General features: G+C 71.9%; 18 protein-coding genes, 1 tRNA gene and 2 pseudogenes. 14 read left to right on the forward strand and 7 right to left on the reverse strand.

Translation table 11 applies throughout. From position 1 onward, the window contains the following. The 3 genes and pseudogenes from PV341_RS27695 to PV341_RS27705 form a co-directional block, all read left to right on the forward strand. A pseudogene (locus PV341_RS27695) lies at positions 1-750 on the forward strand (hypothetical protein); the annotation flags it as partial. 101 nt (positions 751-851) lie between these two features. Continuing rightward, on the forward strand, positions 852-2423 hold the full coding sequence (locus PV341_RS27700; protein WP_500322662.1) for an alpha/beta hydrolase: 1572 nt from the start codon (positions 852-854) through the stop codon (positions 2421-2423). A 113-nt stretch (positions 2424-2536) separates the two neighbouring features. Beyond that, a tRNA-Thr gene (locus PV341_RS27705) sits at positions 2537-2613 on the forward strand. A gap of 745 nt (positions 2614-3358) precedes the next feature. Here the strand turns inward: PV341_RS27705 and PV341_RS27710 are convergent. Beyond that, the gene (locus PV341_RS27710; RefSeq protein WP_500322664.1) at positions 3359-8197 is read right to left on the reverse strand and encodes a P-loop NTPase; all 4839 of its coding nucleotides are present in this window, start codon (positions 8195-8197) and stop codon (positions 3359-3361) included. A gap of 72 nt (positions 8198-8269) precedes the next feature. Here PV341_RS27710 and PV341_RS27715 point away from each other — a divergent pair, with 72 nt between their 5' ends. From PV341_RS27715 to gdhA, 3 genes are all read left to right on the forward strand, one after another. Further along, the gene (locus PV341_RS27715) at positions 8270-8728 is read left to right on the forward strand and encodes an RNA polymerase sigma factor (protein WP_500359256.1); all 459 of its coding nucleotides are present in this window, start codon (positions 8270-8272) and stop codon (positions 8726-8728) included. Next, positions 8725-9234 carry a hypothetical protein gene (locus PV341_RS27720; RefSeq protein WP_499512569.1) on the forward strand — a complete coding sequence of 170 codons (510 nt, stop codon included), beginning with the start codon at positions 8725-8727 and terminating at the stop codon, positions 9232-9234. The genes PV341_RS27715 and PV341_RS27720 overlap by 4 nt, the downstream gene beginning before the upstream one ends. 190 nt (positions 9235-9424) lie before the next feature. Further along, a complete protein-coding gene (gene gdhA, locus PV341_RS27725; protein ID WP_500359258.1) occupies positions 9425-10771 on the forward strand; it encodes an NADP-specific glutamate dehydrogenase in 1347 nt (448 codons plus the stop codon). 70 nt (positions 10772-10841) lie between these two features. Here gdhA and PV341_RS27730 read toward each other — a convergent pair whose 3' ends face one another. Next, positions 10842-11372, reverse strand: coding sequence for a TerD family protein (locus PV341_RS27730; RefSeq protein ID WP_499512567.1), 531 nt, complete (start codon positions 11370-11372; stop codon positions 10842-10844). A gap of 230 nt (positions 11373-11602) precedes the next feature. Here PV341_RS27730 and PV341_RS27735 point away from each other — a divergent pair, with 230 nt between their 5' ends. The 3 genes and pseudogenes from PV341_RS27735 (at position 11603) to PV341_RS27745 (ending at position 13635) form a co-directional block, all read left to right on the forward strand. Further along, a complete protein-coding gene (locus tag PV341_RS27735) occupies positions 11603-12124 on the forward strand; it encodes a SigE family RNA polymerase sigma factor (RefSeq protein WP_499512566.1) in 522 nt (173 codons plus the stop codon). Beyond that, the gene (locus tag PV341_RS27740) at positions 12117-12959 is read left to right on the forward strand and encodes a hypothetical protein (protein WP_500359259.1); all 843 of its coding nucleotides are present in this window, start codon (positions 12117-12119) and stop codon (positions 12957-12959) included. The genes PV341_RS27735 and PV341_RS27740 overlap by 8 nt, the downstream gene beginning before the upstream one ends. 9 nt (positions 12960-12968) lie before the next feature. Continuing rightward, a pseudogene (locus tag PV341_RS27745) lies at positions 12969-13635 on the forward strand (L,D-transpeptidase family protein). Here PV341_RS27745 and PV341_RS27750 read toward each other — a convergent pair. Further along, entirely contained in the window at positions 13625-13969 is a 345-nt protein-coding gene (locus PV341_RS27750) for a hypothetical protein (protein WP_500322670.1), read from the reverse strand. The pseudogene PV341_RS27745 and the gene PV341_RS27750 overlap by 11 nt on opposite strands. Before the next feature lie 16 nt (positions 13970-13985). Further along, positions 13986-14783, reverse strand: coding sequence for a hypothetical protein (locus PV341_RS27755; RefSeq protein WP_500322671.1), 798 nt, complete (start codon positions 14781-14783; stop codon positions 13986-13988). 319 nt (positions 14784-15102) lie between these two features. On the opposite strand from PV341_RS27755, the gene rho reads away from it, so the two are divergent. The 3 genes from rho to PV341_RS27770 all read left to right on the forward strand — a co-directional run bounded on the left by rho (position 15103) and on the right by PV341_RS27770 (position 17444). Continuing rightward, positions 15103-16257 (forward strand): transcription termination factor Rho, encoded by a 1155-nt coding sequence (gene rho / locus PV341_RS27760; protein ID WP_500359261.1) that lies wholly within the window; start codon positions 15103-15105, stop codon positions 16255-16257. A gap of 26 nt (positions 16258-16283) precedes the next feature. Next, positions 16284-16949 (forward strand): histone deacetylase, encoded by a 666-nt coding sequence (locus tag PV341_RS27765; RefSeq protein ID WP_500359263.1) that lies wholly within the window; start codon positions 16284-16286, stop codon positions 16947-16949. Positions 16950-17090: 141 nt separating this feature from the next. Continuing rightward, positions 17091-17444, forward strand: a complete 354-nt coding sequence (locus PV341_RS27770; RefSeq protein WP_500322675.1) for an STAS domain-containing protein — start codon at positions 17091-17093, stop codon at positions 17442-17444. Here the strand turns inward: PV341_RS27770 and PV341_RS27775 are convergent. Further along, on the reverse strand, positions 17346-18332 hold the full coding sequence (locus PV341_RS27775; protein ID WP_500322676.1) for a sigma-70 family RNA polymerase sigma factor: 987 nt from the start codon (positions 18330-18332) through the stop codon (positions 17346-17348). The two genes, PV341_RS27770 and PV341_RS27775, sit on opposite strands and share 99 nt — an antisense overlap. Before the next feature lie 95 nt (positions 18333-18427). On the opposite strand from PV341_RS27775, the gene PV341_RS27780 reads away from it, so the two are divergent. Then, positions 18428-18832 carry a VOC family protein gene (locus PV341_RS27780; RefSeq protein ID WP_500322677.1) on the forward strand — a complete coding sequence of 135 codons (405 nt, stop codon included), beginning with the start codon at positions 18428-18430 and terminating at the stop codon, positions 18830-18832. A gap of 12 nt (positions 18833-18844) precedes the next feature. Here the strand turns inward: PV341_RS27780 and PV341_RS27785 are convergent, their stop codons facing one another. Both PV341_RS27785 and PV341_RS27790 read right to left on the reverse strand, forming a co-directional pair. Beyond that, positions 18845-21292 (reverse strand): SpoIIE family protein phosphatase, encoded by a 2448-nt coding sequence (locus tag PV341_RS27785; RefSeq protein WP_500322678.1) that lies wholly within the window; start codon positions 21290-21292, stop codon positions 18845-18847. 122 nt (positions 21293-21414) lie between these two features. Next, entirely contained in the window at positions 21415-22194 is a 780-nt protein-coding gene (locus tag PV341_RS27790; RefSeq protein WP_500322679.1) for an SDR family NAD(P)-dependent oxidoreductase, read from the reverse strand. A 746-nt stretch (positions 22195-22940) separates the two neighbouring features. Between PV341_RS27790 and PV341_RS27795 the strand changes: the two genes are divergently transcribed. Next, on the forward strand, positions 22941-24205 hold a 1265-nt coding region (locus PV341_RS27795; RefSeq protein WP_500359264.1), incomplete at its 3' end, for an ATP-binding protein.

Raw genomic sequence — 24205 nt, forward strand, 5'->3', positions numbered from 1 at the left:
CCGCCGTCCCGGCCGCCGTCCGCGCCACCCCCGCGGCCGGTGCCGTCCGACCCCGTGGACGCCGGGCTGGAGCCGCCGCGCACCCTCGGTCACCCGGCCGGGGGCACGCTCCAGGAATTGTCCGACGGCACGCGGGTCTGGCTGCCCCCGCAGTACGACTACCCGGACTCCGTCGGGGTGTACTTCCCCCTGGTCGTGGCCCACATCGACCCCGCCGACCCGGATCTGTTCGCCGGCTTCGCCGCCCAGTCGCTGCGGGGCATCGCGGACCCCTTCGTGGTCGTGCTGCCCGCCCACTGCGACACCGGCCCGGGCGCCCGTCCCGCGGCCGTCCCGGTCGCGGTCGCCCGGCTCTACCGTGTCCTGCCCGGCCGCCCCGCGCGGGCGTTGCTGGGCGCCGACGGGAACGCGGCCTGCGTCGTACGGCAGCAGCTGACCGACCCCGAGGGGTACACCGCGGCGATCGGCGTCTCGGGCGGCTACGACGGGATCGACCGGTCCGGCCCGCCGCCGTACTACTCCTCCACCGACCGCGGATACCCCGGGGGTGACATGCCGCGCCCCGCGCTGCTGCTCGCCGTACCCTCCGGAGAGGAGGACGCGCGGCGCTCTGCCCTCGCCCTGCGGGAACGGGTGCGTGGCGTGTCCGCCGGGGTCCGGGTGCTGGACGGCATCGCCCCGCGGCGGCGGCTCTTCGCCCTCGTCGCCGGGTACGCGACCGAGAAGCTCGACGGTCCGGACCGTCCCTGACGGCGCGGGCCCGAATCACCCGTATGAGGACTGTGGAGGACGGTTCGCCACCGGCCCTCCGGATACGCTCCAGATGACCACCACGAGGAACCGAGGCTCCGATGCACACCCCGCGCCTGCTCCGTACCTCCGGCACCGTCCTCGCGGTCGCCGGGCTGATGCTGTCCGCGTGCACGACGGGTGGCAGCACGCACAGTGCCGCCGCCTCGTCCCCGGCGGGCTCGCTCGGCGGGCCGCCGCCCTCAGGCGCTGCCGCGGACGCCTACGGCAACCTCCGGCCGTACTACGAGCAGCGTCTGTCCTGGCGCGAGTGCAAGGACATGCCGGGCATGCAGTGCGCCACCATGCGGGTCCCCCTCGACTACGCCCACCCGTCCGCCGCGAGCGACCTCAAGCTCGCCGTCACCCGGAAGCGGGCCGAGGACGGCGGCAAGCGGCTCGGCACCCTGCTGGTCAACCCGGGCGGCCCCGGCGGCTCCGCGATCGACTATCTGCAGTACGCGGCCTTCGGCTACCCGTCGGCGGTCACCTCCCGCTACGACATGGCCGCCATCGACCCGCGCGGTGTGGCCCGCAGCGAGCCCGTCGAGTGCCTCAGCGACCGCCAGATGGACGCCTTCACGGCGACCGACGTCACCCCGGACGACGGCGCCGAGGTCAACGCCCTCGTCGCCGCCGACAAGGAGTTCGCCGGCGGCTGCGAGCAGCGCTCCGCCAAACTGCTCAAGCACATCAGCACGGTGGACTCCGCCCGCGACATGGACGTCTTCCGCGCCCTGGTCGGCGACCGCAAGCTCAACTACGTCGGCAAGTCCTACGGCACCTTCCTGGGCGCCACCTACGCCGAACTGTTCCCCGACAAGGCCGGCCGGCTCGTCCTCGACGGCGCCGTCGACCCGTCGATCTCGGCCCTCGACGCGAGCCGCGGCCAGGCCTCCGGCTTCGAGACCGCCTTCGACGCCTTCGCCCGGGACTGCGTCGGCCACCGCGACTGCCCGCTCGGCACCAAGAGCTCCGCCGACGCCGGGCACCGCCTCGACGCCTTCTTCAAGCAGCTGGACGCCAAGCCCCTGAACACCGGCAGCGACCGCAAGCTGACCGAGGCGCTCGGCACCACCGGCGTGATCGCCGCGATGTACGACGAGTCGATGTGGCCCACCCTGCGCACCGCCCTCACCAAGGCGAACAAGGGCGACGGAAGCGGTCTGCTCGCGCTGTCCGACACGTACTACGAGCGCGACGACCGCGGCCGCTACGACAACCTCATGTACGCCAACGCCGCCGTGAACTGCCTCGACCTGCCGCCGGCCCTGTCCGGCCCGCCGGCCGCCGAGCAGTCCGTCTCCGCGTTCACCGCCGAGTCCCCGCACTTCGGCAAGAACCTCGCGTGGTCCAGCCTGATCTGCGCCTACTGGCCCGTCGCGCCGACCGGCAAGCCGCACCGCATCGAGGCCACCGGCGCCGACCCCATCCTGGTCGTCGGCACCACCCGCGACCCCGCCACGCCGTACGCCTGGGCCAAGTCCCTCGCCGGCCAGCTCGACTCCGGCGTCCTGCTCACCTACAACGGCGACGGCCACACGGCGTACGCCCGCGGCAGCAGCTGCATCGACTCCGCCGTCAACCGCTACCTCCTCGAGGGCACGCCCCCGGCGGACGGCAAGACCTGCTGACCCCGTGAGGGGCCCCGTCGCCCCGCCCCGACCCGACGGCACCCTGGTCAGGGGCCCCTCAAGAACTGTGTAGACTTATGCCCGCTGCCGATGCGAAGCTGTCTCGGCAGCCTGCCGCCTTAGCTCAGTCGGCCAGAGCGACGCACTCGTAATGCGTAGGTCAAGGGTTCGATTCCCTTAGGCGGCTCCACGAAGAAGGGCCCAGGTCACCTCGGTGACCTGGGCCCTTTGGTTTGATTGCAGTTCCTCGGCGGGTATGACGGCGCGGACCCGAGAATCCCGTGGGGGCGCGTATTACTGGGGTGTGTCTCGGGGGATGGGCGAGGTGTTCGCGCGGGCCGAGCAGTCTGTGGCCGTCGCTGGATGTCGCCGGTCTCGGCCACCTCGACTGCACCGGATCGGGGGTGTAGTCGAGGGTGAGTCGGACGCGGGCGCCGGCGGCGTGCTTGACGACGTTGGCCAGTGCCTCCTGCACTCCCCGGTGCGCGGCCAAGTCGGCGCCAGCGGAAAGCGGTGCCGGTGTCGGCCGGCTCGACAGGGACGCCGATGTCGCGTACCGGGTCCGCGATGGCCGCCACCTGGCCGAGATCCGGTCGCGGGGGCAATTTGGCGGCGGCTGGTTTGAGGCCGTCTTCGGTCATGGTGAGCAGGCATGACGTGGCGCAGTTCTGCCATCGCAGTGGCCCGCTGGCCTCAACGGCCAACAGTGCCCCGCGCGGCCCGCTCGGGCGCGGTGTCCATCACTTTGTAGGCCGCGCCTGTCCCGAACTCACGTCATGTCTGGAGGAACTGGTTCGTGGAGTTTCCAGATTGCTGAACGCAGGCCGATGCGGCGGATTACCGCGGAGCCCAGGCACATCCGTGACCTGGGCTCCTTTGTTGTCGGGATCTGCCCGCAGCCAACGGGCCCTGTCCTCCTGCCGACGGTGCGGATGTCATTCCGGTTGCGAAGACGGATCCAGCACTTCGAAACCACCGCGCGGGCTGGCTTGCGTTCGGAAGCCGAGCCTTTCCACGCAGGCCCGGAGTTTCCCCTGTCCGAGAACGCGGGTGTAGCTCAGGGGTCCGAACGTGTCCTGTAGTGCTTTGCCCACCTCCAGTCCGCTGATGCCGGCCTGCTCAGGCGACCGTGCGGCCAGAAGCTGGCGAATCAGGATCCGGTATGCCTCCTCCACGTCCACCTCTGCCTTCCTCGTGGCGGCGAGACGCATGGCACTGGACACGATGGGTTGGGGAGTCGCCTGGCCAGCCCTAGGGGCCGGCGCCTGCGGGGGGTCAGGGTAACGGGAGGGGGGTGCGTGTCGGCCAATGTCAGCCGACGCTTCGATGGGGCTGGAGTTGCGGCGCTGCTCCAGCCCGTTGAGGAAGCGTGCTGTTGGGGAGGCAGCGGAAGAGGATGTGACGAACTCCACGGACCACGCCCTGAGCCCTTCGTAGCTGAACCCCAGGTAGAACTCCACTGGTGCGTTAATGTCACGGCTGCGCAGGAATTTATCCTTGGGTGCGAAGAACGCCCGCATGTGGCCGTGTGCCACGGAAATCCAGCCCAATTGCGGCCCCTCTATCTCCTGGATGACTCCGGAGACCTTGAGTAGCCGCTCAGGCCGTTCCCACAGAACGGGCTCGTCCCTGCGCTCCCCCAACTCCGTGAAGTGCACGAGTTCCGGAATGGCGGACGCGCCGCCGTCCGCTGCGACCGCCATCCATTCGTAGCTGTACTGCCGTCGGCTGTCCCTGGCGAGCCGCTTGGACTCCTCCAGATATCGCTGTGCTTCTAGCTGGGACTGCTCGTCGCCCCTAAACCAACGGAGAAAGCGCAGGACGTAGAGGTAGTAGTTGCATTCGAGACTCTGCTTTTCGTGATTCAGGATCGCGAAGCGTTCGAGTGCGCGCAGCTCCTCGTACTCGTCGAGTTGTCGGTAGCAGCGGAACCACGTTCGAACGTCGCTGTCATTCAGACGGCCATCAACGTGGAAGACGTTGTCGTAGAGCTCAACTATGGCTCTGAGAGATTCGTGACTCGAACCGTCTCCTTCTCGTTGCTCCTCCTTGAAGAAGGCGCGGGCGAGGACAAGTGCAATCCCGGAGTGGCTCTCGGATTCAGCGATGAGCGATCGCCACTCTCGCACCAGTGTCCGGACGCTGCCGTAGAGGGCCCCTAGGTCGCCCTCGCACTTGTTGTAGTAGGTGCTCTTGCGGTGGCCGGGGCGGGCCATGTCCAGCTGGTCGAGCAGGGATTCCGCGAGATGCAGCTGCTCGTCCGCCCAACGGCCGACATCGCCGCCGTCCCGCACGAGACCGAGGAAGTTTTCCCGCTGAGATATCTTGACCAACTGGTTCAGGACCTGAGCGATCATCTGGACGGGAGTCACATATCCGTGCTCGTCCTCGAGGTTTAGAGTTCGGCCCCTGGTGAACGCCTCGAGCGCCGCGTCGTAGATCGGCAAGACCTGCGCGAGGGCTTCTTCGACGCTGATGGCGCCCGGCCGCATTTCCTGCAGGAGATCGCGCACCCACACGCGGCGGACCATGCCAAGCGTGTGGAAATGAATGGAATCCTTTTCCAGTGAAAGTTTGATGGCCTTCTCGAGGTATCCCTCCGCCTTTTCGAAGTCCAGTTTCATTTCGTGGATGTGATATCGACCCAGGTGATTCCAGAAATGAGGCTCAGATGGGCACTTGCGGGTTAGCTCCAGGAATACCCGATAGGCAGCGTCGCGAACGGGAATCCTCGTGATCAGCTCGGCGAACCGCACGCCTGCAGGCTGATCTGTCGACCATTTGTCCCGCCGTATGAATAGATCCTGAAGGATTTTTCTCGTCTGTGCGTTCTCGGAGCCCTGATGAATGCAGACCTGTGTGATGAACTCGACCGCGGTGTCTGCCAGCCGGTCTTCCCAGGACCGCCCGTCCTCAGATTCCAGCAGCGCGACCAGTACGTGCTCGGCTACAAAGGGATGGAGTAGCCGGAGTTCGCCTCCGTCGTCGACCACGAGATGACGCAGGTCCTCGCCCAGTACCTGCAGCAGATCGGCCTGGTAATCGCGCTCGGAGGCGCTCATGTCGCCCCACTTTCCGGTGAGCCATCGCCGGACAAGTGGGTAAGGGAGGCCGTTCTGGGCGAAGCGGGTGACCAATGCTAGATATTTGACGGCGCGCCGCCGCTTCTCGTCGAGGTTGGCCAGATGACTCTCGACATATCCCTGCGTCCCGATGAAGTTTTCCTCGAACGCCGCGAGCCCGAAAAAGAACGGGGAGAGTTGCTGCGGAGGAGCCTGTCCGCGGCGGAGGCTCTCCACCGCCGCCTTCGCCCGCTCGTTTCCGGCTCGTAGGGAGTAGTTCTTCGAGAATTCGGACAGTTCGCCCGGCGACATGGGGTCGGTCAAGCGGTAGACACTGCCGCGTCCAGGCTTGTTGGTGCGGGTGACCCAGAGGAGGACGGCGGGTGTGTTCCACTGGCGCAGGCGTTGGTACAGGTTGTCTCGTTCGGCCTGGGACACATCGGCTGACTCGGCGACGACCAATACTGGTTGGGAGGTGCGGCGGTAGATCTCGTCGACCCGCTCGACCGTGTCCTGACTGTAGTTCCGCAGCAGAACCACCGGGTATTGACGGTGAAGATCCCACGCGATGCGTCGTGCCAGGGTCGTTCCCCCCGCTCCGGGGGTGTGAAACAGCTCCAGAGTCTCGGCCGCGCGGCTCCCGAGAACCTTGCGGAGGTCCTGCTCTAGGGCCTGCTGGGCGTCGCGGGGAACGTCGAGTCCGGCATCCAGATCCATCCAGGTGGCCGGGCGGCCCCGCCAGAACTCGTCGGTCGGCTGGTCCTGCAACTGATCGGTGAGGCAGGCGGAGTGGAGAACATCCAGATCGACGGCAAGCCGCGTGAGTTGGTCCCGTTCGAAGACAACCGGACCATTCTTGCCCGGCATTGTCGCTGGCCTGCCGGATCGCGGAGCGATCTGCGACTCGTTGAACTTCTCCAGGAGCACCGCCATGTCCTGGGTGGCCGCGGAAACCTGGTGGACCTCGACCAGCTCGTAGAGGTCCTCGATGTCCTCCAGGACTCGCGACACCCGTTCGTGGGGGTCGTCGCCGAGGGTCAGGCACAACACCGCGGCTGCGCGATTGGTCGTCTGCCTACTGATGCGTTCGAGGAGTCGCAGCAGCACCGGACGGTTGTGCTTGCGCCAGTTGGCGAACGTCGGCTGCTGGAGTTCACCGTGGCTTTGCCAGCCGTCGGCCATGGCCCACGGGATGACTCCGCGACTGGATGACAGCGCGCCGTCATTGAGGCCGAACTGAAGAATCTGGTGGTGCGTGGCAGCTGGGGGCCGTGGAATGCTGGCCAGTCCCGTGCTGTCGCTCTGCGGGTCGAAGTCCAGGATGGCCGCCCACCGATGAGCGATCAGGCCGGCCATCGCTGGAACGCTGATACCGTCCTCCACGAGCAGAAACAGGTCGTAGCCGGTGTGCGGTCCACCCTGAAAGTTCTTTACCAGCGCGGACAGCTCGTTGTCGGTGCGCGTTGTGGGACGGGGCGAAGAGGGCGTCGCCGTGACCGCGGTGGACCGTTGGGCACCGGGAATACTCGCCTGCTTAAGGAGATCGTGCCACTCGTCCACGTGGTATTTCTTGAGGATCTCCCTGGTGACCCAGGCCGCGGTGTGAAACGCGGTCACGCGCTCCTCGGCCCGCATGCCCCTTTTGGCGGCGTAGTTCAGTGCTGCGGTCAGGCGTGCCAGGACGTACTGGTAGTCCAGTGAGTCCTTGCGTCGCGGCTGTCTCCGGTCCAGTGCTTGAAGGGTCGGGCGGCGGATGGCGTTGACGACGTCGACAAACGACTGGTCGAGGATGTCCAGTTGTTCTCCGTGGACGGTGACGTCGTCGCACTCACCGAGTACGCTCAACGAGATGGCCCGGCCGGACCGCGCCTGGAGCCCGAGCAGCGCCGCAGTTTCGAGATAGGCCTGGTCGTACAGAAGTGGCGCGGGCTCGTCCCAGCCGACGTCGATCAGCCAGTACGCCGTCCGGAACGAACGGGTGGCGTCGAGCAGGATGTTTCTCAAATGCAGGTCACCGTGGCAGGCGCCCTGCAACACCAGTTCCCGGTGCTCGGTGAACGCGCTGCTTCGTCCCAGGACGGTCAGCGGGTCGGGCAGCATTTCGCCGGAGAGTGGGAAGACAGCTTGGGTGACGCCTGCGAGTGCGCGGACCTCCTGCAGGGCTTGGCCACGCCGACCGGTGAGGAAGCCCCTTCCGAGCCAGGACTCGATGATCTCTGTTGTGCTCATGTCGATTTTGCCAGTGACCGTGGCAAGTTGCGCTTCGATTAGCTCGCCGCTGACGACCGAACAGGCGTTCAGGAAGCGCTGGCTGTTGGCCCGTTCCACCGCATGTACCCCGCGGAGGCTGCCGCCGGCGATCTCATAGACATCGACGGAAATGGTCGGGCTGTCGGCGGTGAGCGCCAGCCCCGCGATATGTTCATCTGCGAAGTCCGGCGGCAGGCTCGTGTAGAAGTGCTGGTGCGCGGCACTCTGTCGACGGCCTGTGACAGGAGCGGCCTTGACGATGTACTGGCCGTCGAGGGTCGATTCAGCAGCATCGGACACATCACACTTGGCGACGACGGCATCCGTGTAGCCATCCGACAACTCTTGCAGAACCCGGACCTCGGCACCGATGCCTAACTGGTCCTTCAGAAGTCGTATCGCCTGATCTTGCAACGTGTCTGTCGAATCAGGGGCACCGTCTGCGTCAGTGATGTGCGTCACGCTTCATGCTAGCAAGAGCACCAGCGAGACTGGCCTGTTGTGACGGAAGCTCTCTGGGGTGATGGCTACCTGATGCACCGTACGGATCGCGAGACCGCGCAGGACGTGCTCTCGGAGACCTTCCTGCTGGCCTGGCGGAAGCAGCGGTCCGTACCGGAGGACGCGTTGCCCTGGCTGCTGGCGGCGGCGCGCCGGCTGCTCGCCAACCGCGTGCGGTCGGACCTGCGGAGACAGGCGCTCGCGGCACGGATGGCCGCGGTGATGGACCGCGCGCCGCAGGAGGTGTTCGAGGACCGCATAGGCGACCGTGAGCGCGTGTTCCGGGTGCTGATGTCGCTGTCCGAGAGCGACCGCGAAGTGCTGCTGCTCACGGGCTGGTACGACCTGAGCGCGCAGCAGGCGGCCAAGGCCCTGGGTTGCAGCAGGGCGGTCTACGCGCTGCGGCTGCACCGGGCCCGCAGGAGGTTCCGCGCGGCCCTGGAGCCGCGACCCGCATCCTTCACCCCGCTCGATTCGGAGGTACACGCATGACGAACGACCCTGTCCTGGACGCCGTCCGGGAGCTGCGCCCGCAGGGTGCCGACGGCTGGGCGCGGTCGGCGGACGGGCGGGAGACGCTGCGGTCCGTGCTGGACCGGGCGGCGCCGCGGAGCACGCGGCGGCGGTCGCTGCGGGTCGCTGTGGCCGGCGGCGCGGTCGTCGCCGCGCTGGCCGGCGGCGGGGTGGTCGCCGTCGCCGGGGGACTGCCGTGGGGGAAGGACGCCGGGGCGCAGGTGATGTGCGCCCGGACGCTGTCGCGCGACGCGGACCTCTCGGGTCTGCCGTCCGACGCGATCAAGGCCTTCGACCCCAGGGACCCGGGCAAGGCCTGCGCCGGGCGCTGGGAGCAGATGTGGGGCCCGTCCGAGCCCGTCCCCACGTCCTTCGCGGCCTGCTACCACCCCGGCGCCGCCGGCAAGGTCGTCTGGCCCGCCGACGGCCTCGACCAGGACCAGGCCTGCGCCCGCATCGGGGCCCGGCCGATTCCCGTCGGGTAGCCCGTCCGCGTCGCGGGGCCGCGCCCATACCAAAAGGGCGCGGCCCGTACGGGTGACCCGGTGGCTTTCGGTGTGCGGAGTTGCTCCGGGTGACACCTTGCTTTCTTCCATCCGTACTCGTTGACACGGCAACGGCCGGACGCGGCGCCACGGCGAGCGCGTCCGGGACATCGGACGAGGGAAGGCGCGCATGAACGTCAGTGCTCACATCGAGGCCGTCTACGCGGACGTCTGCCGGCGCAATGCCGGCGAGACGGAGTTCCACCAGGCGGTGGGGGAGGTGCTGCGCTCGCTGGCGCCGGCGCTGGAACGGCACCCCGAGTACCTGGGGACCCGGATCGCGGAGCGGATGTGCGAGCCGGAGCGGCAGGTGATCTTCCGGGTGCCGTGGGTGGACGATCAGGGACGGGTGCAGGTCAACCGGGGCTTCCGGGTGGAGTTCAGCAGCGCGCTCGGCCCGTACAAGGGAGGTCTGCGCTTCCACCCGAGCGTGGACCTCGGCATCGTGAAGTTCCTCGGCTTCGAGCAGATCTTCAAGAACGCGCTGACCGGGCTGGCGATCGGCGGCGGCAAGGGCGGCTCCGACTTCGACCCCAAGGGCCGTTCCGACGGCGAGGTCATGCGCTTCTGCCAGTCGTTCATGACCGAGCTCCACCGGCACCTGGGCGAGCACACCGATGTGCCGGCCGGGGACATCGGCGTGGGCGGCCGGGAGATCGGCTACCTCTTCGGGCAGTACAAGCGGATCACCAACCGCTTCGAGGCGGGCGTGCTGACCGGCAAGGGCGTCGCCTGGGGCGGCTCGCACGCGCGGACCGAGGCGACGGGGTACGGGGCGGTGTACTTCGCGGCCGAGATGCTGGCCACGCGCGGGCAGGGCTTCGAGGGGCGCAGGGCGGTGGTCTCCGGGGCGGGCAACGTCGCCGTCTACGCGATCGAGAAGGTGCGCGCGCTGGGCGGCTCGGTGGTGGCCTGCTCGGACTCCGGCGGCTACGTCGTCGACGAGGCCGGCATCGACCTGGAGCTGCTGAAGGAGATCAAGGAGGTGCGCAGGGCGCGGCTGTCGGCGTACGCGGAGGCCAAGCCCTCGGCGCAGTACTCCGAGCGCGGCTCGGTCTACGACGTGCCGTGCGACGTCGTGCTGCCCTGCGCCACGCAGAACGAGCTGGACGGTCAGGACGCCGGGACGCTGGTGAAGAACGGCGTGCTGGCGGTCGCCGAGGGCGCGAACATGCCGTGCACCCCGGAGGCGATCGAGGTGTTCCGGGAGGCGGACGTGCTCTTCGGCCCGGGCAAGGCGGCCAACGCGGGCGGTGTGGCGACCTCGGCGCTGGAGATGCAGCAGAACGCCTCCCGCGAGCTGTGGACCTTCGAGCGGACCGAGGCCCGGCTCGCGCAGGTGATGCGCGACGTCCACACCCACTGCCGGGCCACCGCCGCGGCGTACGGCGGCACGCCGGACGACTACGTCCTCGGCGCCAACGTCACGGGCTTCCTGCGCGTGGCCGAGGCCATGACGGCGCAGGGCGTCGTCTAGAGCCCGCCCCCAGTGGTGCCCGTGCCCTCCCGCGACGCGCGCGGGAGGGCACGGGCGTTCCCGGCGGCGATCAGGAGGCGTCGCCGCCCATCACACGGGCGAAGGCCACCGGATCGGCGTCGTACCCGCGGACGCCGGAGCGGAAGCGCCACTCGCCGGAGTCGCCCCGGCGGAATTCGCCGACGGTGGCGGCCGTGGCGGCCGCGACCTCGCCGAGGTCGGAGGCGGCGAGGTCGGTGTGGCCCTCGACCACGTGCACGCCGGTGCCCGCGACGTCGCCGAAGGTCATCCGGCCGTCGCGCTGCTGCACGACGACACCGACGACGACCCGGTGGTAGGCGGCACCGAGCCGGTCGAGTTCGAGGGTCATGATCTCGTCGAAGCCCAGCCCCTTGCCGGTTTTGCTGTCGCGGTTGAGCGTGATGGTGCCGTCCGGGGAGCGGCTGTCGAAGTGGACGAGGTACGCCGGGACGCCGTGCGGGTCGGCGGCGCTGTAGGTGGCCGCGACGATGTCCAGGTCGCTGGCGGGTGCGCCGAGCGGGCTGGGGTCCCACTTGAGCCGGACCTCGACCTTGCCGAGGCCTTTGGTGACATTGCTCACTGGCTGGCTCTCCTTGCTTCCGGCTGGTCGGGTGCGGAGGCGGCTGTCACAGGGAACGCCCTTTCATCTGCCGTCAGTTGGGGGACGAGCGCGTGCCGCGCGTCCGTCCGAGGCGGCAACGAACGAGGGCGATCCCGGATTCCTGGCAACCGGTCCGGGGTCCCAGACGGTTCATGCGGGTGTGAGGCTGCTGGGAGCACGGACAGGAACACGATGGCAAGGACACCACGGTGAGGGATGCGGAGACGGACTTCGAGGAGTTCGTCGCCGCGCGCGGGCCGCGGTTGCTGCGGGTCGCCTGGCTGCTGACCGGGGACACGCACCTGGCGGAGGACCTGCTGCAGACGGTCCTGGCCAAGGTGTGGCCGAAGTGGCGGGGCATAGCCGCGGAGAACCCGGAAGCGTACGTGCGCAGGGCCCTGGTGAACACGGCCTCGTCGTGGTGGCAGCGCCGCTGGCGGGGCGAGGTGCCGCACGGCGAGGTGCCGGACACGGTGACGGCGGTGGCGGACCCCTTCGCCTCGGTCGACCTGGAGCAGTCGCTCGCGGTGCTGATACGCCGGCTGCCCGCGCGGCAGCGGGCGGTGGTCGTGCTGCGCTACTTCGAGGACCTGAGCGTCGAGGAGACCGCCGAGGTGCTGGGCTGCCGGCCGGGCACGGTGAAGAGCCAGGCCGCCAAGGCGCTGGCCATGCTGCGGGGGCAGGTCGCGGCGGTGCCGAGCCTGGCGAAGGGTGGTGAGCGGTGTGGATGAGGAGCCAGAGCCGGAGGAGGAGTGGGAGCTGAGCGTGCTGCTGGAGCGCGCCGTGCCGCAGCCGACCGCGCCCCACGACCGGATGGCGCAGATCAGGCGGCGGGTACGGAGGCGCAGGCGGCGCCGGGTGGCCGCCGGGGCGCTGGCCGCGGTCGGCGGCGTCACGGCGGCGGCGGTGGTGGCCGCCGCGTTGCTGCAGCCCGCGGGTCCCGTGACGCCCCGGGGGCAGCAGGTCCTCCCCGCCGCGTCCCCGTCCCGCGCGGTGCCCGCCCCGGGGTCCCCCCTGCCGACGTCGACGGGGAGCACGCACGCCGACTACGCGCTGGTCAGCCTGGACGCGCTGTCCGGGCTGACGCTGAAACTGCCCGGCGAGGGCTGGCGGTCCCTCGTGACCACCGACCCGCGGGGCCTGGTGGTCGGGTTCGTCGGCTCCGGACCGCTCCACGAGCGCAGCGGGTGCACGAAGCAGGAGATGATCCGCTACCCGGTCTGCCCGCCCGTGGACCAGGTCGCCGAGGGCGGGGTGCTGATCGCCTTCGAACAGGTGGGGGCGCCCGTGGGCGACGGCACGGGGTCCGGCCGGTTCGTGGTGAAGGGCGTGGCGTCCGCGGGCGAGGGCTGCCGCGCGCTCGGCGGCCAGTGGGAGCTCACGGCCTGGGGGGAGGACCCGGACCCCGCGTCCTCCGTCGGGCTCGTGGTCAGCGCCTGTTTCAACCGTACGGCGAAGGACACCATCGCCGCGGTCACGGCCGGCCTCAAGGCCGCGAGCTACACCTCGGCGTCCCCCGGCGGGCCGACCGGTCCGGACCGTCCGACCGGTACGGGCACGGGCTGACCCACTGGGCTGACCGGCCGGGGACCGGGCCGTCCGCTCCACGGAGTCCCTCCGGCCTGGCGCTTCTCCTTGATCGCGCTCTCCCGTGGACGAGACGAAAGGCGCCTTCATGCCCGAATTCGTCCGCCGTGGTCACCCCCGGACGACGCGCGCCAGGTCGTCGTGGTGACCGGCGTGGCCGGAACGCGTCCCGGTCGCGGGTCGTGGTCTACGAGGGGACCCCCGACGGCTGGCGCGGCGGCGCGAGATGGCCCGCGCGCAACGGGCAGCGCGGGTGGACCGACGACCACCGCAGCGGCGACGAGCGCTCGCCGATCGGGGTGTTCGGCCTCACCGACGCCGGGGCCTGATGGCCGACCCGGGCACCCGGCTCCCGTACGACCACTCCGGTGGGTCTTCATCAGGGGCACCGGCCTGGAGGGGAACCTCTGACGGGTTCGTTCGACTACGGCGTGTCCATCAACTACAGCCGCGAGCCCGGCACGTCGCCGCAGGACCGGACCCGGCCGATGGGCGGACATGGGCGGTGGCATCTGGTTCCACGTCGTCCACGAGGGGCCCACGCAGGGGTGCGTCGCGTTGTCCGAGGCCCACATGCGGCAGTTGCTGCGGACGCTGGACCCGGCCCTGCAACCCGGTCGTCGTGATGGGGGACGCGGCCTCGCTCACGCGCTGAGACGTGCCGCGTGCGCGGCCTCGTCGGGCCGTGGCTCGCCCGGCCGGGAGCCGCCGAACTCCCAGTGGGTGGCGCCGAGTCCGCCCGCCGCCAGGGCGGCGTCGATCCGGCGGCGGACCTCGGCCTCGTCGCCGGGCGCGGACGCGAACAGCACGCGCAGCCGCAGTGCGCCGCCGGGCCCGGCCGTGACGGCGGTGTGGTGGGGCGCGAGGGGGCACGGCGGATCGTGCTCCCAGTGACCGCACAGGGCGACGGTGACCGCGGCACCTGGGGCGCGCTCGTCGCCGCCGGGGGCGAGGGTCACGACCGCGTCGTGGGCGAAGGTCCGGCGCACGCCTCCAGTATCGGTGTCAGCCGTCCTGCTCGTGGCGGGGACGCATCGCCTGCCGCTGGACGCGCCGCCCGAACGCGGACAGCAGCGGCTCCACGGCGGCGCGCGGGAGCACGACCTTCTGCCGGCCCGTGGGCGGGGCCGCCACCTCGCCCCGGTCGAACGTCACGACCAGGTTCCCGCAGCCGGTGAAGGCCAGGTCGTCCAGGACGGCGCGGCGGGCCGCCGGGTCCTGCAGCGCGCGGAGCCCGCGCGGGTCGTGGCCGGCGCGGGCGGCGAGCACCCGGACCAGGTGCCCGGCGAGGTCGCCGGCCGCGTCCGGGGCGACCATGGCGAGGGCGGGCAGCACCTCGCCGGAGCGGCCGTCGTACCAGTACGTGGCCGTCGTGGTGCCGCTCCCGGAGGTGGTGCCGTCCCCGGCGGCGGTGCCCTCGGCCGTCGTCAGCTGGACGCCGAGCACGTCCCCGGAGGCGGCCAGGAACGTGTACGAGATGGTGAACTCGCCCGCGCAGCCGGCACCGTGGCCGTGCGCGGCCAGGAAGTCCCGCAGCCCGCGCCGCACCTCGCGGTCGAGCGTCCGGGTCAGCGGCCGTGCGCCCGGCACGGACGGGTAGCTCGTCGACCAGCGGCAGGCGCCGCCGGTGCCCCGGGCGCCGATGACCCGCAGCCCGTGGATCCAGGTGGGCATGACCGCCCTGACCTCCTGTCCGTCGGCGGAGGCGGTCGCGGGGGAGGGTCGTCCGCCGGAGGGCGCCGTGCACGCGGGGACGGCCAGCAGCGCGGCCACGGCGACGGCGGCGATCGGCACGGACTTCACCCGGCGACCGTAACCGCCCCCGGGGCCGGGGCGGTTGGCCGTGCCGTATCCGGACCGGGGTGTGACAGGTTCGCGACATCGCGGCGGTCCCCCGCCCGGGGTCGTGGTGCTACAGTGCGAGGAGCACGGCTGTGCGCCCCTCTTCGGCGCCGGTGCTCCCCGCGTGACCGCCCGGCGGTCCGCTCCCGCAGTCACTGCGGTGTTCCCCCTCGCCCGCGCCCCGCGTCGGCGATCTCCCCGAGGCTCCGCCTCTTGCGCCGCGTGTCCCGGCGGCCGGCCGATTCCGCCGCCGTACGCGCCCTTCCCCCGAGGACCACGTATGTCCACAGCTCCCACCACCACCCCCACCCCCGCTCCTGCTTCCTCCCCCTCGGGCGAACGGCTCGTCGCCGTCGCCGGGGTCCTCGACGTCGAGGGCGGGCGCGGCTTCCTGCGCACCGCCGGTTACGCGCAGGGCCCGCACGACGTCCCGGTGCCGCCGGAGGTCATCAGGCGGCACGGGTTGCGCAAGGGCGACGCCGTCGAAGGCGTGGCCACGGCCGGTCGCTCCCGCGCCCTCGTACGGGCCGACCAGGTCGGCGGGCTGCCCGCCGGCCTGGCCCGCGGGCGGCGGCACTTCGCGGACCTGACCCCGCTCCACCCGTCCGAGCGGCTGCGCCTGGAGTGCCCGCAGGGCGGCCTGACCACCCGTGTCGTGGACCTGCTGGCCCCCGTCGGCAAGGGTCAGCGCGGGCTGATCGTGGCGCCGCCGAAGGCCGGCAAGACGATGCTGCTGCGGCGGCTGGCCGACGCCGTCGCGGACAACCACCCCGAGTGCCACCTGATGGTGGTGCTCCTGGACGAACGACCGGAGGAGGTCACCGACATGCGCCGGGCGGTGCGGGGCGAGGTCGTCGCCTCGACCTTCGACCGCACGCCCAAGCAGCACATCGCCGTCGCCGAACTGGCCGTCGAGCGGGCCAAGCGCCTGGTCGAGACCGGCCGGGACGTGGTCGTGCTGCTGGACTCCCTCACCCGGCTGTGCCGGGCGCACAACAACGCGGCGTCCTCGGGCGGACGGACGCTGTCCGGCGGTGTCGACGCGGCGGCGCTGCTCGGCCCGAAGCGGCTGTTCGGCTCGGCGCGCCTCGCGGAGGAGGGCGGTTCGCTGACCATCCTCGCCACCGCGCTGGTCGACACCGGATCGCGCGCCGACGACTACTTCTTCGAGGAGATGAAGAGCACCGGCAACATGGAGTTGCGGCTGGACCGGGGGCTGGCCGACCGGCGGGTCTTCCCGGCGGTGGACGTCGGCCCGTCGGGGACCCGGCGTGAGGAACTGCTCCTCAGCCCTGCGGAGCTGGCGGCCGCGCGCGGTCTGCGGCGGGTGCTGCGTGGCGCGGGGAGTTTCGAGACGCTGCTGGAGCGGATGCGGGCGACCCCGGACAACGCGGCCTTCCTGCGGCAGATCCGCGGCACGGTGCCGGCCGCCTGACCCCGCGGCGCCCGCATCATGGAGCGGTGACGACACCGCAGCGCGTGGGGCCCCGGGGTGCCGTGCGGCCGGACCGGCCGCCCGGTTTCGTCTGGTACGCGGCCTACGGCTCCAACACCCACCTCGTGCGCCTCAACAGCTACCTCGCCGGCGGGGTGCCCCCCGGCGGCTGCCGGGAGTACCCGGGCTGCCGGGACGCGCGCCCGCCGCTGCGGTCGGTGCCGCTGGAACTGCCGGGGCGGATGTACTTCGCGACGCGGTCGCCGGTCTGGTCGGGCGGCCGGGCCTTCTACGACGGCGACGTGCCGGGCGGCGGGGTGCGCGCCAGGGCCCACCTGCTGACGGTCGGTCAGTTCTCCGACATCGCCGCCCAGGAGATGTACCGGTCGCCGGGCTCCGACCTCGACCTCGCCGAGGTGCTCCGCTGCGGCAGGGCCCGGCTGGGCGACGGGCGGTACGAGACGCTGCTGTACCCCGGGGACGTGGACGGGCACCCGGTGCTCACCTTCACCGCCCCCTGGGGCTCCGGCGGGGCCGAGCACGTCAGGCCGTCCGGGACCTACCTGCGGCACATCGCCGAGGGCCTGGCCGAGACGGGCGCCTGGGACCTGCCCGGCATCGCGGCCTACCTCGCGGAGTGCGCCGACGGGGCCTGGGACCCGCGGGAGATCGCGGCGCTGCTCGGACGGTGACGCGCGGCGCCGATGGATTACGGCGCCGCCGCCGGTCCTAGGGACATACGCGGTACGCATCCCCGCATCCGCCCCAGGAGGTCGCCCATGGCCCGGCCCGCGCCGCCCCCGCCCGCGTCCCGACCGGGCGGTGGGCCCGCCGTGCTCATCTTGACCGGCAGGCTCGACCGCGCGGGGATCCCGCCGCTGGTCGAGCGGCTGCGCGCGCTGCTGGCCGAGCGGGGCGGCGGGACGGTGCTGTGCGACGTGGGCGGGCTCGACGGCGCTCCGGACGTCGTGCTGGTCGACGCCATAGCGCGGTTGCAGCTGACCGCCCGGCGCCACGGCGGCCGGATCAGGCTGCGGGGCGCCGGGGGCGCGCTGCGGGAACTGCTGGTGCTCACCGGGCTGGGCGGGCTAGCGGGCCTCGGGTGCGAGGCGCGCGGGGAGGCCGAACAGCGGGAAGAGCCGCTCGGTGTCGAGGAAGGAGTTGAGCCCGGTGATCCGGCCCTCTGATATCTCGATGACCTGCAGCGCCCACGGCTCGTGACCCCCGTCGGGGCTGGGCCGGTACTGCCCGAAGCCCGGTGTGCCGTTGGCCGTGACCGGGACGAGCCGCGAACCGCGGCAGCCGGAGCCGAGCCCGAGCATCCAGGCCTTGATGTCCGCGGATCCGCGCAGCCACAGGCCGAAGGGCGGCATGGACAGCGTGGCGTCCTCGTGGAGCAGTGAGGTGAGGGCGTCGAGGTCGTAGGACTCGAAGGCGGCGACGTAGCGGCCGAGCAGGGCGCGCTGCTCCTCGTCGAGCGGACGGGCCGGGTCGGTCGTGGCGGGGCCGGCCGCGGCGAGGGCGGCGCGGGCCCGCTGCAGCGCGCTGTTGACCGAGGCGACGGTGGTGTCGAGCAATTCGGCGACCTCGGCCGCCTTCCAGGCCAGCACCTCCCGCAGGATGAGCACGGCCCGCTGGCGCGGCGCGAGGTGCTGCAGGGCGGCGACGAACGCCAGGCGCACGCTCTCGCGCTGGTCGGCGAGGTCGGCGGGGTCGCCCGTCTCGGGCAGGACGCGGCCGTCGGGGGCGGGGGAGATCCAGGTGCTCTCCGGCAGGGTGCCGGGCAGCGGGCCGTCGGCGCTGCCGGGGGAGGCCAGGTCCATCGGGCGGGCCCGGCGCCCCGTGCCGCCCAGGATGTCCAGGCACGCGTTGGTGGCGATGCGGTACAGCCAGGAACGCAGGCTGGAGCGGCCCTCGAAGCGGTCGTACGCCCGCCAGGCCCGCACCATCGTCTCCTGGACGGCGTCCTCCGCCTCGAAGGCCGAGCCCAGCATCCGGTAGCAGTAGCCGGTCAGCTCCGCGCGGTAGCGCTCCAGCTCCTGCGCCACGTCCGGGGGTGCAGCGAGATCGCTCATGGTTCTCCTCCGCCTTCCGATGAGTTCCGGAGCGTCCACGGGTCTACTTCAGCACAGACCACTGACACAAACCCCGGAACGGAACGAGGCGGACCATGCCGACCCAGATCTTCGTCAACCTCCCCGTGCAGGACCTGCCCAGGTCGAAGGCCTTCTTCGGCGGCCTCGGCTTCTCCTTCGACCCCCGGTTCACCGACGACAACGCCGCGTGCATGGTGATCGGCGAGGGCATCTTCGCGATGCTGCTCGTCGAGCCCTTCTTCCGGCAGTTCACCAAGAAGGAGGTCGCGGACGCCACGAAGACCACCGAGTCCATCCTCTGCCTGGGCGTCGAGTCGCGGGAGCGCGTGGACGAGCTGGCCGACGCGGCCCTGGCCTCGGGCGGGTCGCCCTCGAACGAGCCCATGGACCAGGGGCCGATGTACGGCCGCAGCTTCCAGGACCCGGACGGCCACCTGTGGGAGGTCGTGCACATGGACCCGGCCGCCCTCCAGGACTGACGCGCCGCGCGCTCAGCCCGGGTGGACGTCCGGGATCTCCTGCTCCGCCCAGATCAGCTTGCCGTCCGCGGTGTAGCGGGTGCCCCACCGGCGGGTCAGCTGGGCGACGAGGAAGAGCCCGCGGCCGCCCTCGTCGGTGGTCCGGGCGTGCCGCAGCCGCGGCACGGTGTTGCTGCCGTCGTAGACCTCGCAGATGAAGACCGACTGCCGGATCAGCCGCAGCCGGATCGGGCCCGAGGCGTGCCGGATGGCGTTGGTGACCAGCTCGCTGACGACCAGTTCGGTGGTCGTCCGCAGCTCCTCCAGCCCCCACTCGGCGAGTTGGCGCGCGGCCAGCGCCCGGGCCCGGCTGACGACCGCCGGGTCGACCGGCAGGTCCCAGGCGACGAACCGGTCCGTGGTGAGCGCGTGCGTACGGGCCACGAGCAGGGCGACGTCGTCGGCGGGCGGACCGGGCAGCAGACGCTCCAGCACGGCCGAGCACAGGTCCTGCAGCGGCAGTTCGGGGTGGGCCAGGGCGTGCGCGAGCCGCTCCAGGCCCACGTCGACGTCCTCGCCGAAGGTGTCGATCAGGCCGTCGGTGTAGAGGGCGATGATGCTGCCCTCGGCCAGTTCGAGCTCGGCGGACTCGAAGGGCATGGCGCCCAGGCCGAGCGGCGGGCCGGCGGGCAGTTCGGCGAAGGTGACGCGGCCGGAGGGGTCGACGACCGCGGGCGGCGGGTGCCCGGCGCGGGCCATCGTCAGCCGCCGGGTCACCGGGTCGTAGACGGCGTAGAGGCAGGTGGCGCCGGTGACGGTGGTGGCCACCGACGCGTCGGCGCTCTCCTCCTCGGTGAGCCGCATGATGAGGTCGTCCAGGTGCGCCAGCAGTTCGTCGGGCGGGAGGTCCATGTCGGCGAGGGTGTGGACGGCCGTCCGCAGCCGTCCCATCGTCGCCGCCGCGGTGAGCCCGTGCCCGACGACGTCCCCGACCACCAGCGCGATCCGCGCCCCGGACAGCGGGATGACGTCGAACCAGTCGCCGCCCACGCCGTCCTGGATGTCGGTGGGCAGGTAGCGGGAGGCGACCTCCAGCGCCGTGCCACCGGTCAGGGTCTGCGGCAGCAGGCTGCGCTGCAGGGTGAGCGCCGCCTCGTGCTCGCGGGTCCAGCGCCGGGCGTTGTCCACGCACACCGCGGCGCGGGCCACGAGCTCCTCGGCGAGCAGCAGGTCGTCCGGCTCGAAGGCGCCGGGCCTGCGGTGCCGGATGAAGGTCACCACGCCGAGGACCGTGCCCCGGGCCCGCAGCGGCACCCACATCACCGACCGCATCCCGAACTCGCGGATCTTGGCCGCGCGGGCCGGGTCGTCGGTGAGCCACGACGCGCGGTCGATGGCGATGTCGGCCTCGATCTCGGGCCGGCCGGAGGTCATGCAGCGCACGTGCGGCGAGGTCTCGCCGGCGTTGATCCGCTCACCGAGCGCGACGATCGACTCCGGGGTGCCCGGGTGCACCGAGCGCATCCCGGCGCGGCGCAGCGGCACGCGGCCCAGCCCGCCGCCGGCCGGCGGCTCGTCGCCGCGCAGCACCGGCTCCAGCAGGTCGACGGTGACGAAGTCGGCGAGCCGCGGGACCGACACGTCCGCCAGTTCCTGGGCGGTGCGGGTGACGTCCAGGGTGCTGCCGATGCAGGCCCCGGCCTCGTTGAGCAGCGCGAGCCGGCCCCGTGCGCGCCAGCGGTCGGTGACGTCCATGCCCATGTAGCAGACGCCCATCACCCGGCCCTCGGCGTCGTCCAGGCGGTAGAAGGAGGTGGAGAAGGACCGCTCCCGGTAGGGGGCGGCCAGCGTCCAGCCCTGGTATTCGTGGTCGATCACCGGCTCACCGGTCAGCAGCACCTCGCGCATGATGTTCTCCAGCGCCTCGGTGTCCAGACCGGGCAGGGAGTCGCTCATGCGCATCCCGATGCGGTGCTCGCGCGGCACGCCGGCCAAACGCTCCAGGGTGTCGTTGACCCACACGTACCGCAGGTCGGGGGTGAGCACGGCCATGCCGATCGGGGACCGGCTGAGGAAGCCCTCCAGGATGGCGCTGCTCACCGCCCACGACGGGGTCCTGGCCAGGTCGATCGCGGACACCAGCCAGCGCTCGTGCCCGTCGGGCGACGCCAGCGCGGACACCCGAAGGCCCAGCTCGATCCGGCGTCCGTCGCGGTGCCGGGCGGCCACCAGGCCGCCCCAGATGTCCTGGTCGTGCCACTGGGCGGCGACCTCCGCGGCCCTGGCGGCCTGGCCGGGGGAGGCGAGCAGCTGCGCGGCGGGGCGGTGCAGCGCCTCCGCGGCCGGGTAGCCCAGCAGGTGCTCCGCGGCGGCCGTCCAGCCGATGATCGTCCCCTCGCCGTCGATCAGCGCCGACGCGGCGTAGGCAAGGTCGAACGGCGCCTTCGCCGGCGCCGCCGCGCTTCCCTCCGGCATGACCATCAGGGGCGTCCCATTTCCGCTGATCCGTGTCTTTCATGCTAGGACGTCCCGTCCGCGGGGGCTCCTCGCGCGGACCGGCTTCGGACGGGCCCCGGACCGGTCCCGGCCCGGTCCGGCACCGCTCAGGGCGGTGGCCCCGGGGGAAGGGGCGGAGGCGTGGGGCGCAGTGCGTGCAGGCCGCCGTCCACGGGGAGCGCGGTGCCGGTGACCGCCGCGGCCGAGGGTCCGGCGAGGTAGGCGACGGCGTCGGCGACCTGCTGGGCGGTGACCAGGCGCCCGCTGGGCTGGCGGGCCTGGAGCGCGGCCCGCTCGGCCGTCGGATCGGGGGCGGCCGCGATCAGCCGCTCCACCCAGGGCGTGTCGACGGTGCCGGGGGTGACGCAGTTGACCCGGACGCCCTCGGGCAGGTGGTCGGCGGCCATGGCCAGGGTGAGCGCGAGGACGGCGCCCTCGCTCGCCGCGTACAGCGCCTGGCGCGGGAGTCCGGCCGTGGCCGTGACCGAGGAGATGTTGACGATCGACGCGTAGCGGGAGCGGCGCAGGTACGGCAGCGCCGCCCGGCTCGCCCGGACCACGCCGAGGAGGTTGACCTCCAGCACCCGGCGCCACTCGCCGTCCGGGTTCTCCTCCACGGTTCCGACGGCCCCGGTGCCCGCGTTGTTGACCAGGATGTCCAGCCCGCCCAGGTCCTCCACGGCACGGCCGACCGCCCACCGCACGGAGGCGTCGTCGGCCATGTCGGCGGCGAGCGCGTGCAGGTGTGCCGGTGCCCGGCCGGGGGCCTGGTCCAGTACGGCCACCCGTGCGCCGCGCGCCGCCAGGGTCTCCGCCGTGGCGAGCCCGATCCCGGTGGCGCCGCCGGTGACGATCGCGGCGAGCCCCTGCAGTTCCCCGGCGGTCATCGGCCGGCCCCGGTCTCCGCGCGCGTGACATTGCTCCCCGAACGGGCCGGGCGCAAGTACCCATCACTCTTAAGAGTGAAGCCAATTTTCGCGCCCCTCCGGGGTCCCGCGGCGCGGGCGCACCGCGCGCGGCCGGACGGCGCACGCCGGGGCTTTCCCGCCGTGCCGCCTGGGGGTCCGCCGTACCGCCCGGGCGCATGCCGTGGAGCCGGTCGCTCCGGTTCGGCCCCGCCGCCCTCCGCGGCGCCCGCGCGTACCGCCCGCCAGCGTCCGCGGCCCGGCCCGGTGCGCAGCCCGCGGGGGGCGCGTGACGTGGGGAAGCGGCGTTCCGGGGTGCTCGCTGGGGGGTTCGGCCCGGCGTGTTCCTGCTCGCCCATGAGGGCCTCCCGGGGCGCGGGGACCGGCGTCGCCGTCGATCGAGCCATCCGTGGTCAAACAGTTTATATCGGTCATTGCTCATGATCGAATCGTGGGCGCACAGATGGTGAGGGAGCGCCCGGGAGGGGTTTGCGCCGACGGTGAAGAACCGATAACCATACGTCAAACGGCATGTGCCAAAGGCATTGTGAGGCGGCATCAGCCAGGGAATGGAAGCGGCTATGCTACTTGCGGCTCAGCGTGTTGTAGCAATTACGCCAGGTCAGGCGGATATGCCGACCGAGTGCCGATTGCCCAGGTCGCTGCGGCCGGACTCCGCCTGCTCGTGTCGTGTTCGTTCCATGACTAGCGATCACCTGAGGATGCTGATGGTTCGTGCTGGATCGTCCCCCGGAGACCGCCGGCCTACCGCCACGTCCGCGTGGTTATTGCCGGTCGGCATAGTCGCGGCGGTGACCGCCGTCGCCGTATGGACCGTCCCGTCGGCCGCCCGGGAGGCGGTGCTGTGGTGCGGGGTGACCGCCACGGTGGCCGTGGCCGTCCTCGGCGCCGAGACCGCCCGCCGGGGCACTGCCGTACGGGCGCTGCGCGAGCAGCTCGTACGGCGCGAGGAAGAACTGCAGTTCCGGCTCTCCCGCCAGGAGGCGGAGACCGAACGGCTGGCACGGGAGCAGCTGCCGAACGCGGTGGCGCGGTTGCAGCGCGGCGAGTTCGTCGCCGACGTGCTCAAGGACATCGAAGAGGACGCCGAGGGCGTCACCCCCGGATTCCAGCGGGCCCATCAGCGGATGCTGCGCTCGGTGCTGGAAGCCGTGTCCGCGGAGGAGGACGTCCGCGAGTCCTCGCAGCGTGCCTTCGTCAACATCGCCCGGCGCGTGCAGGCCATCGTCCACCAGCAGGCCAGTGACCTGCGGGAGATGGAGGACCGGCACGGCCGCACCCCCGACGTCTTCGGGGACCTGCTCAAGCTCGACCACGGCACCGCCCTCATCGGCCGGCTCGCGGACAGCATCGCCGTCCTCGGCGGCGCCCGCCCCGGACGCCAGTGGCGCCGGGCCGTCCCCCTGTTCAGCGTGCTCCGTGGCGCCATGTCGCGCATCACCGACTACACCCGCGTGGAACTGCACTCCGTGACGGAGGTGGCCGTCGTCGGACCCGCGGTCGAGCCGCTGATCCACGCGGTCGCCGAGCTGCTGGACAACGCCACCCGCTACTCCCCGCCGCACACGAGGGTCCACCTCACCGCCGTCGAGGTGCAGTCCGGCATCGCCATCGAGATCGAGGACGGCGGCGTCGGCCTCAGCGAGGAGTCCCGGACCCGCGCCGAGCGCGCCCTGGCGGAGGCCCAGGCCGGCTTCGACCTGGGTGACCTGGGCGAGACCCCCCGCCTCGGCCTCGCCGTCGTCGGGCGCCTCGCGGCGACGTGGAACTTCCAGGTGTCCCTGCGCTCCTCCGCCTACGGCGGGGTGCGCGCCGTGGTGATCGTCCCGCAGGACGTCATCACCACGGTGGCGAACGCCACCGGTCTGGCGCACGGCATCGGCTCCGTCTCGGGCCCCCGGCCCGTGGTGCCGGACCAGCGCGCGTCCGACTCCGGGACGGCACCCGTGCCCGCCCCGGCCCCCGCCACGGG

The sequence above is a fragment of the Streptomyces sp. PA03-1a genome, assembly GCF_033792805.1.
GTDB lineage: Bacteria > Actinomycetota > Actinomycetes > Streptomycetales > Streptomycetaceae > Actinacidiphila.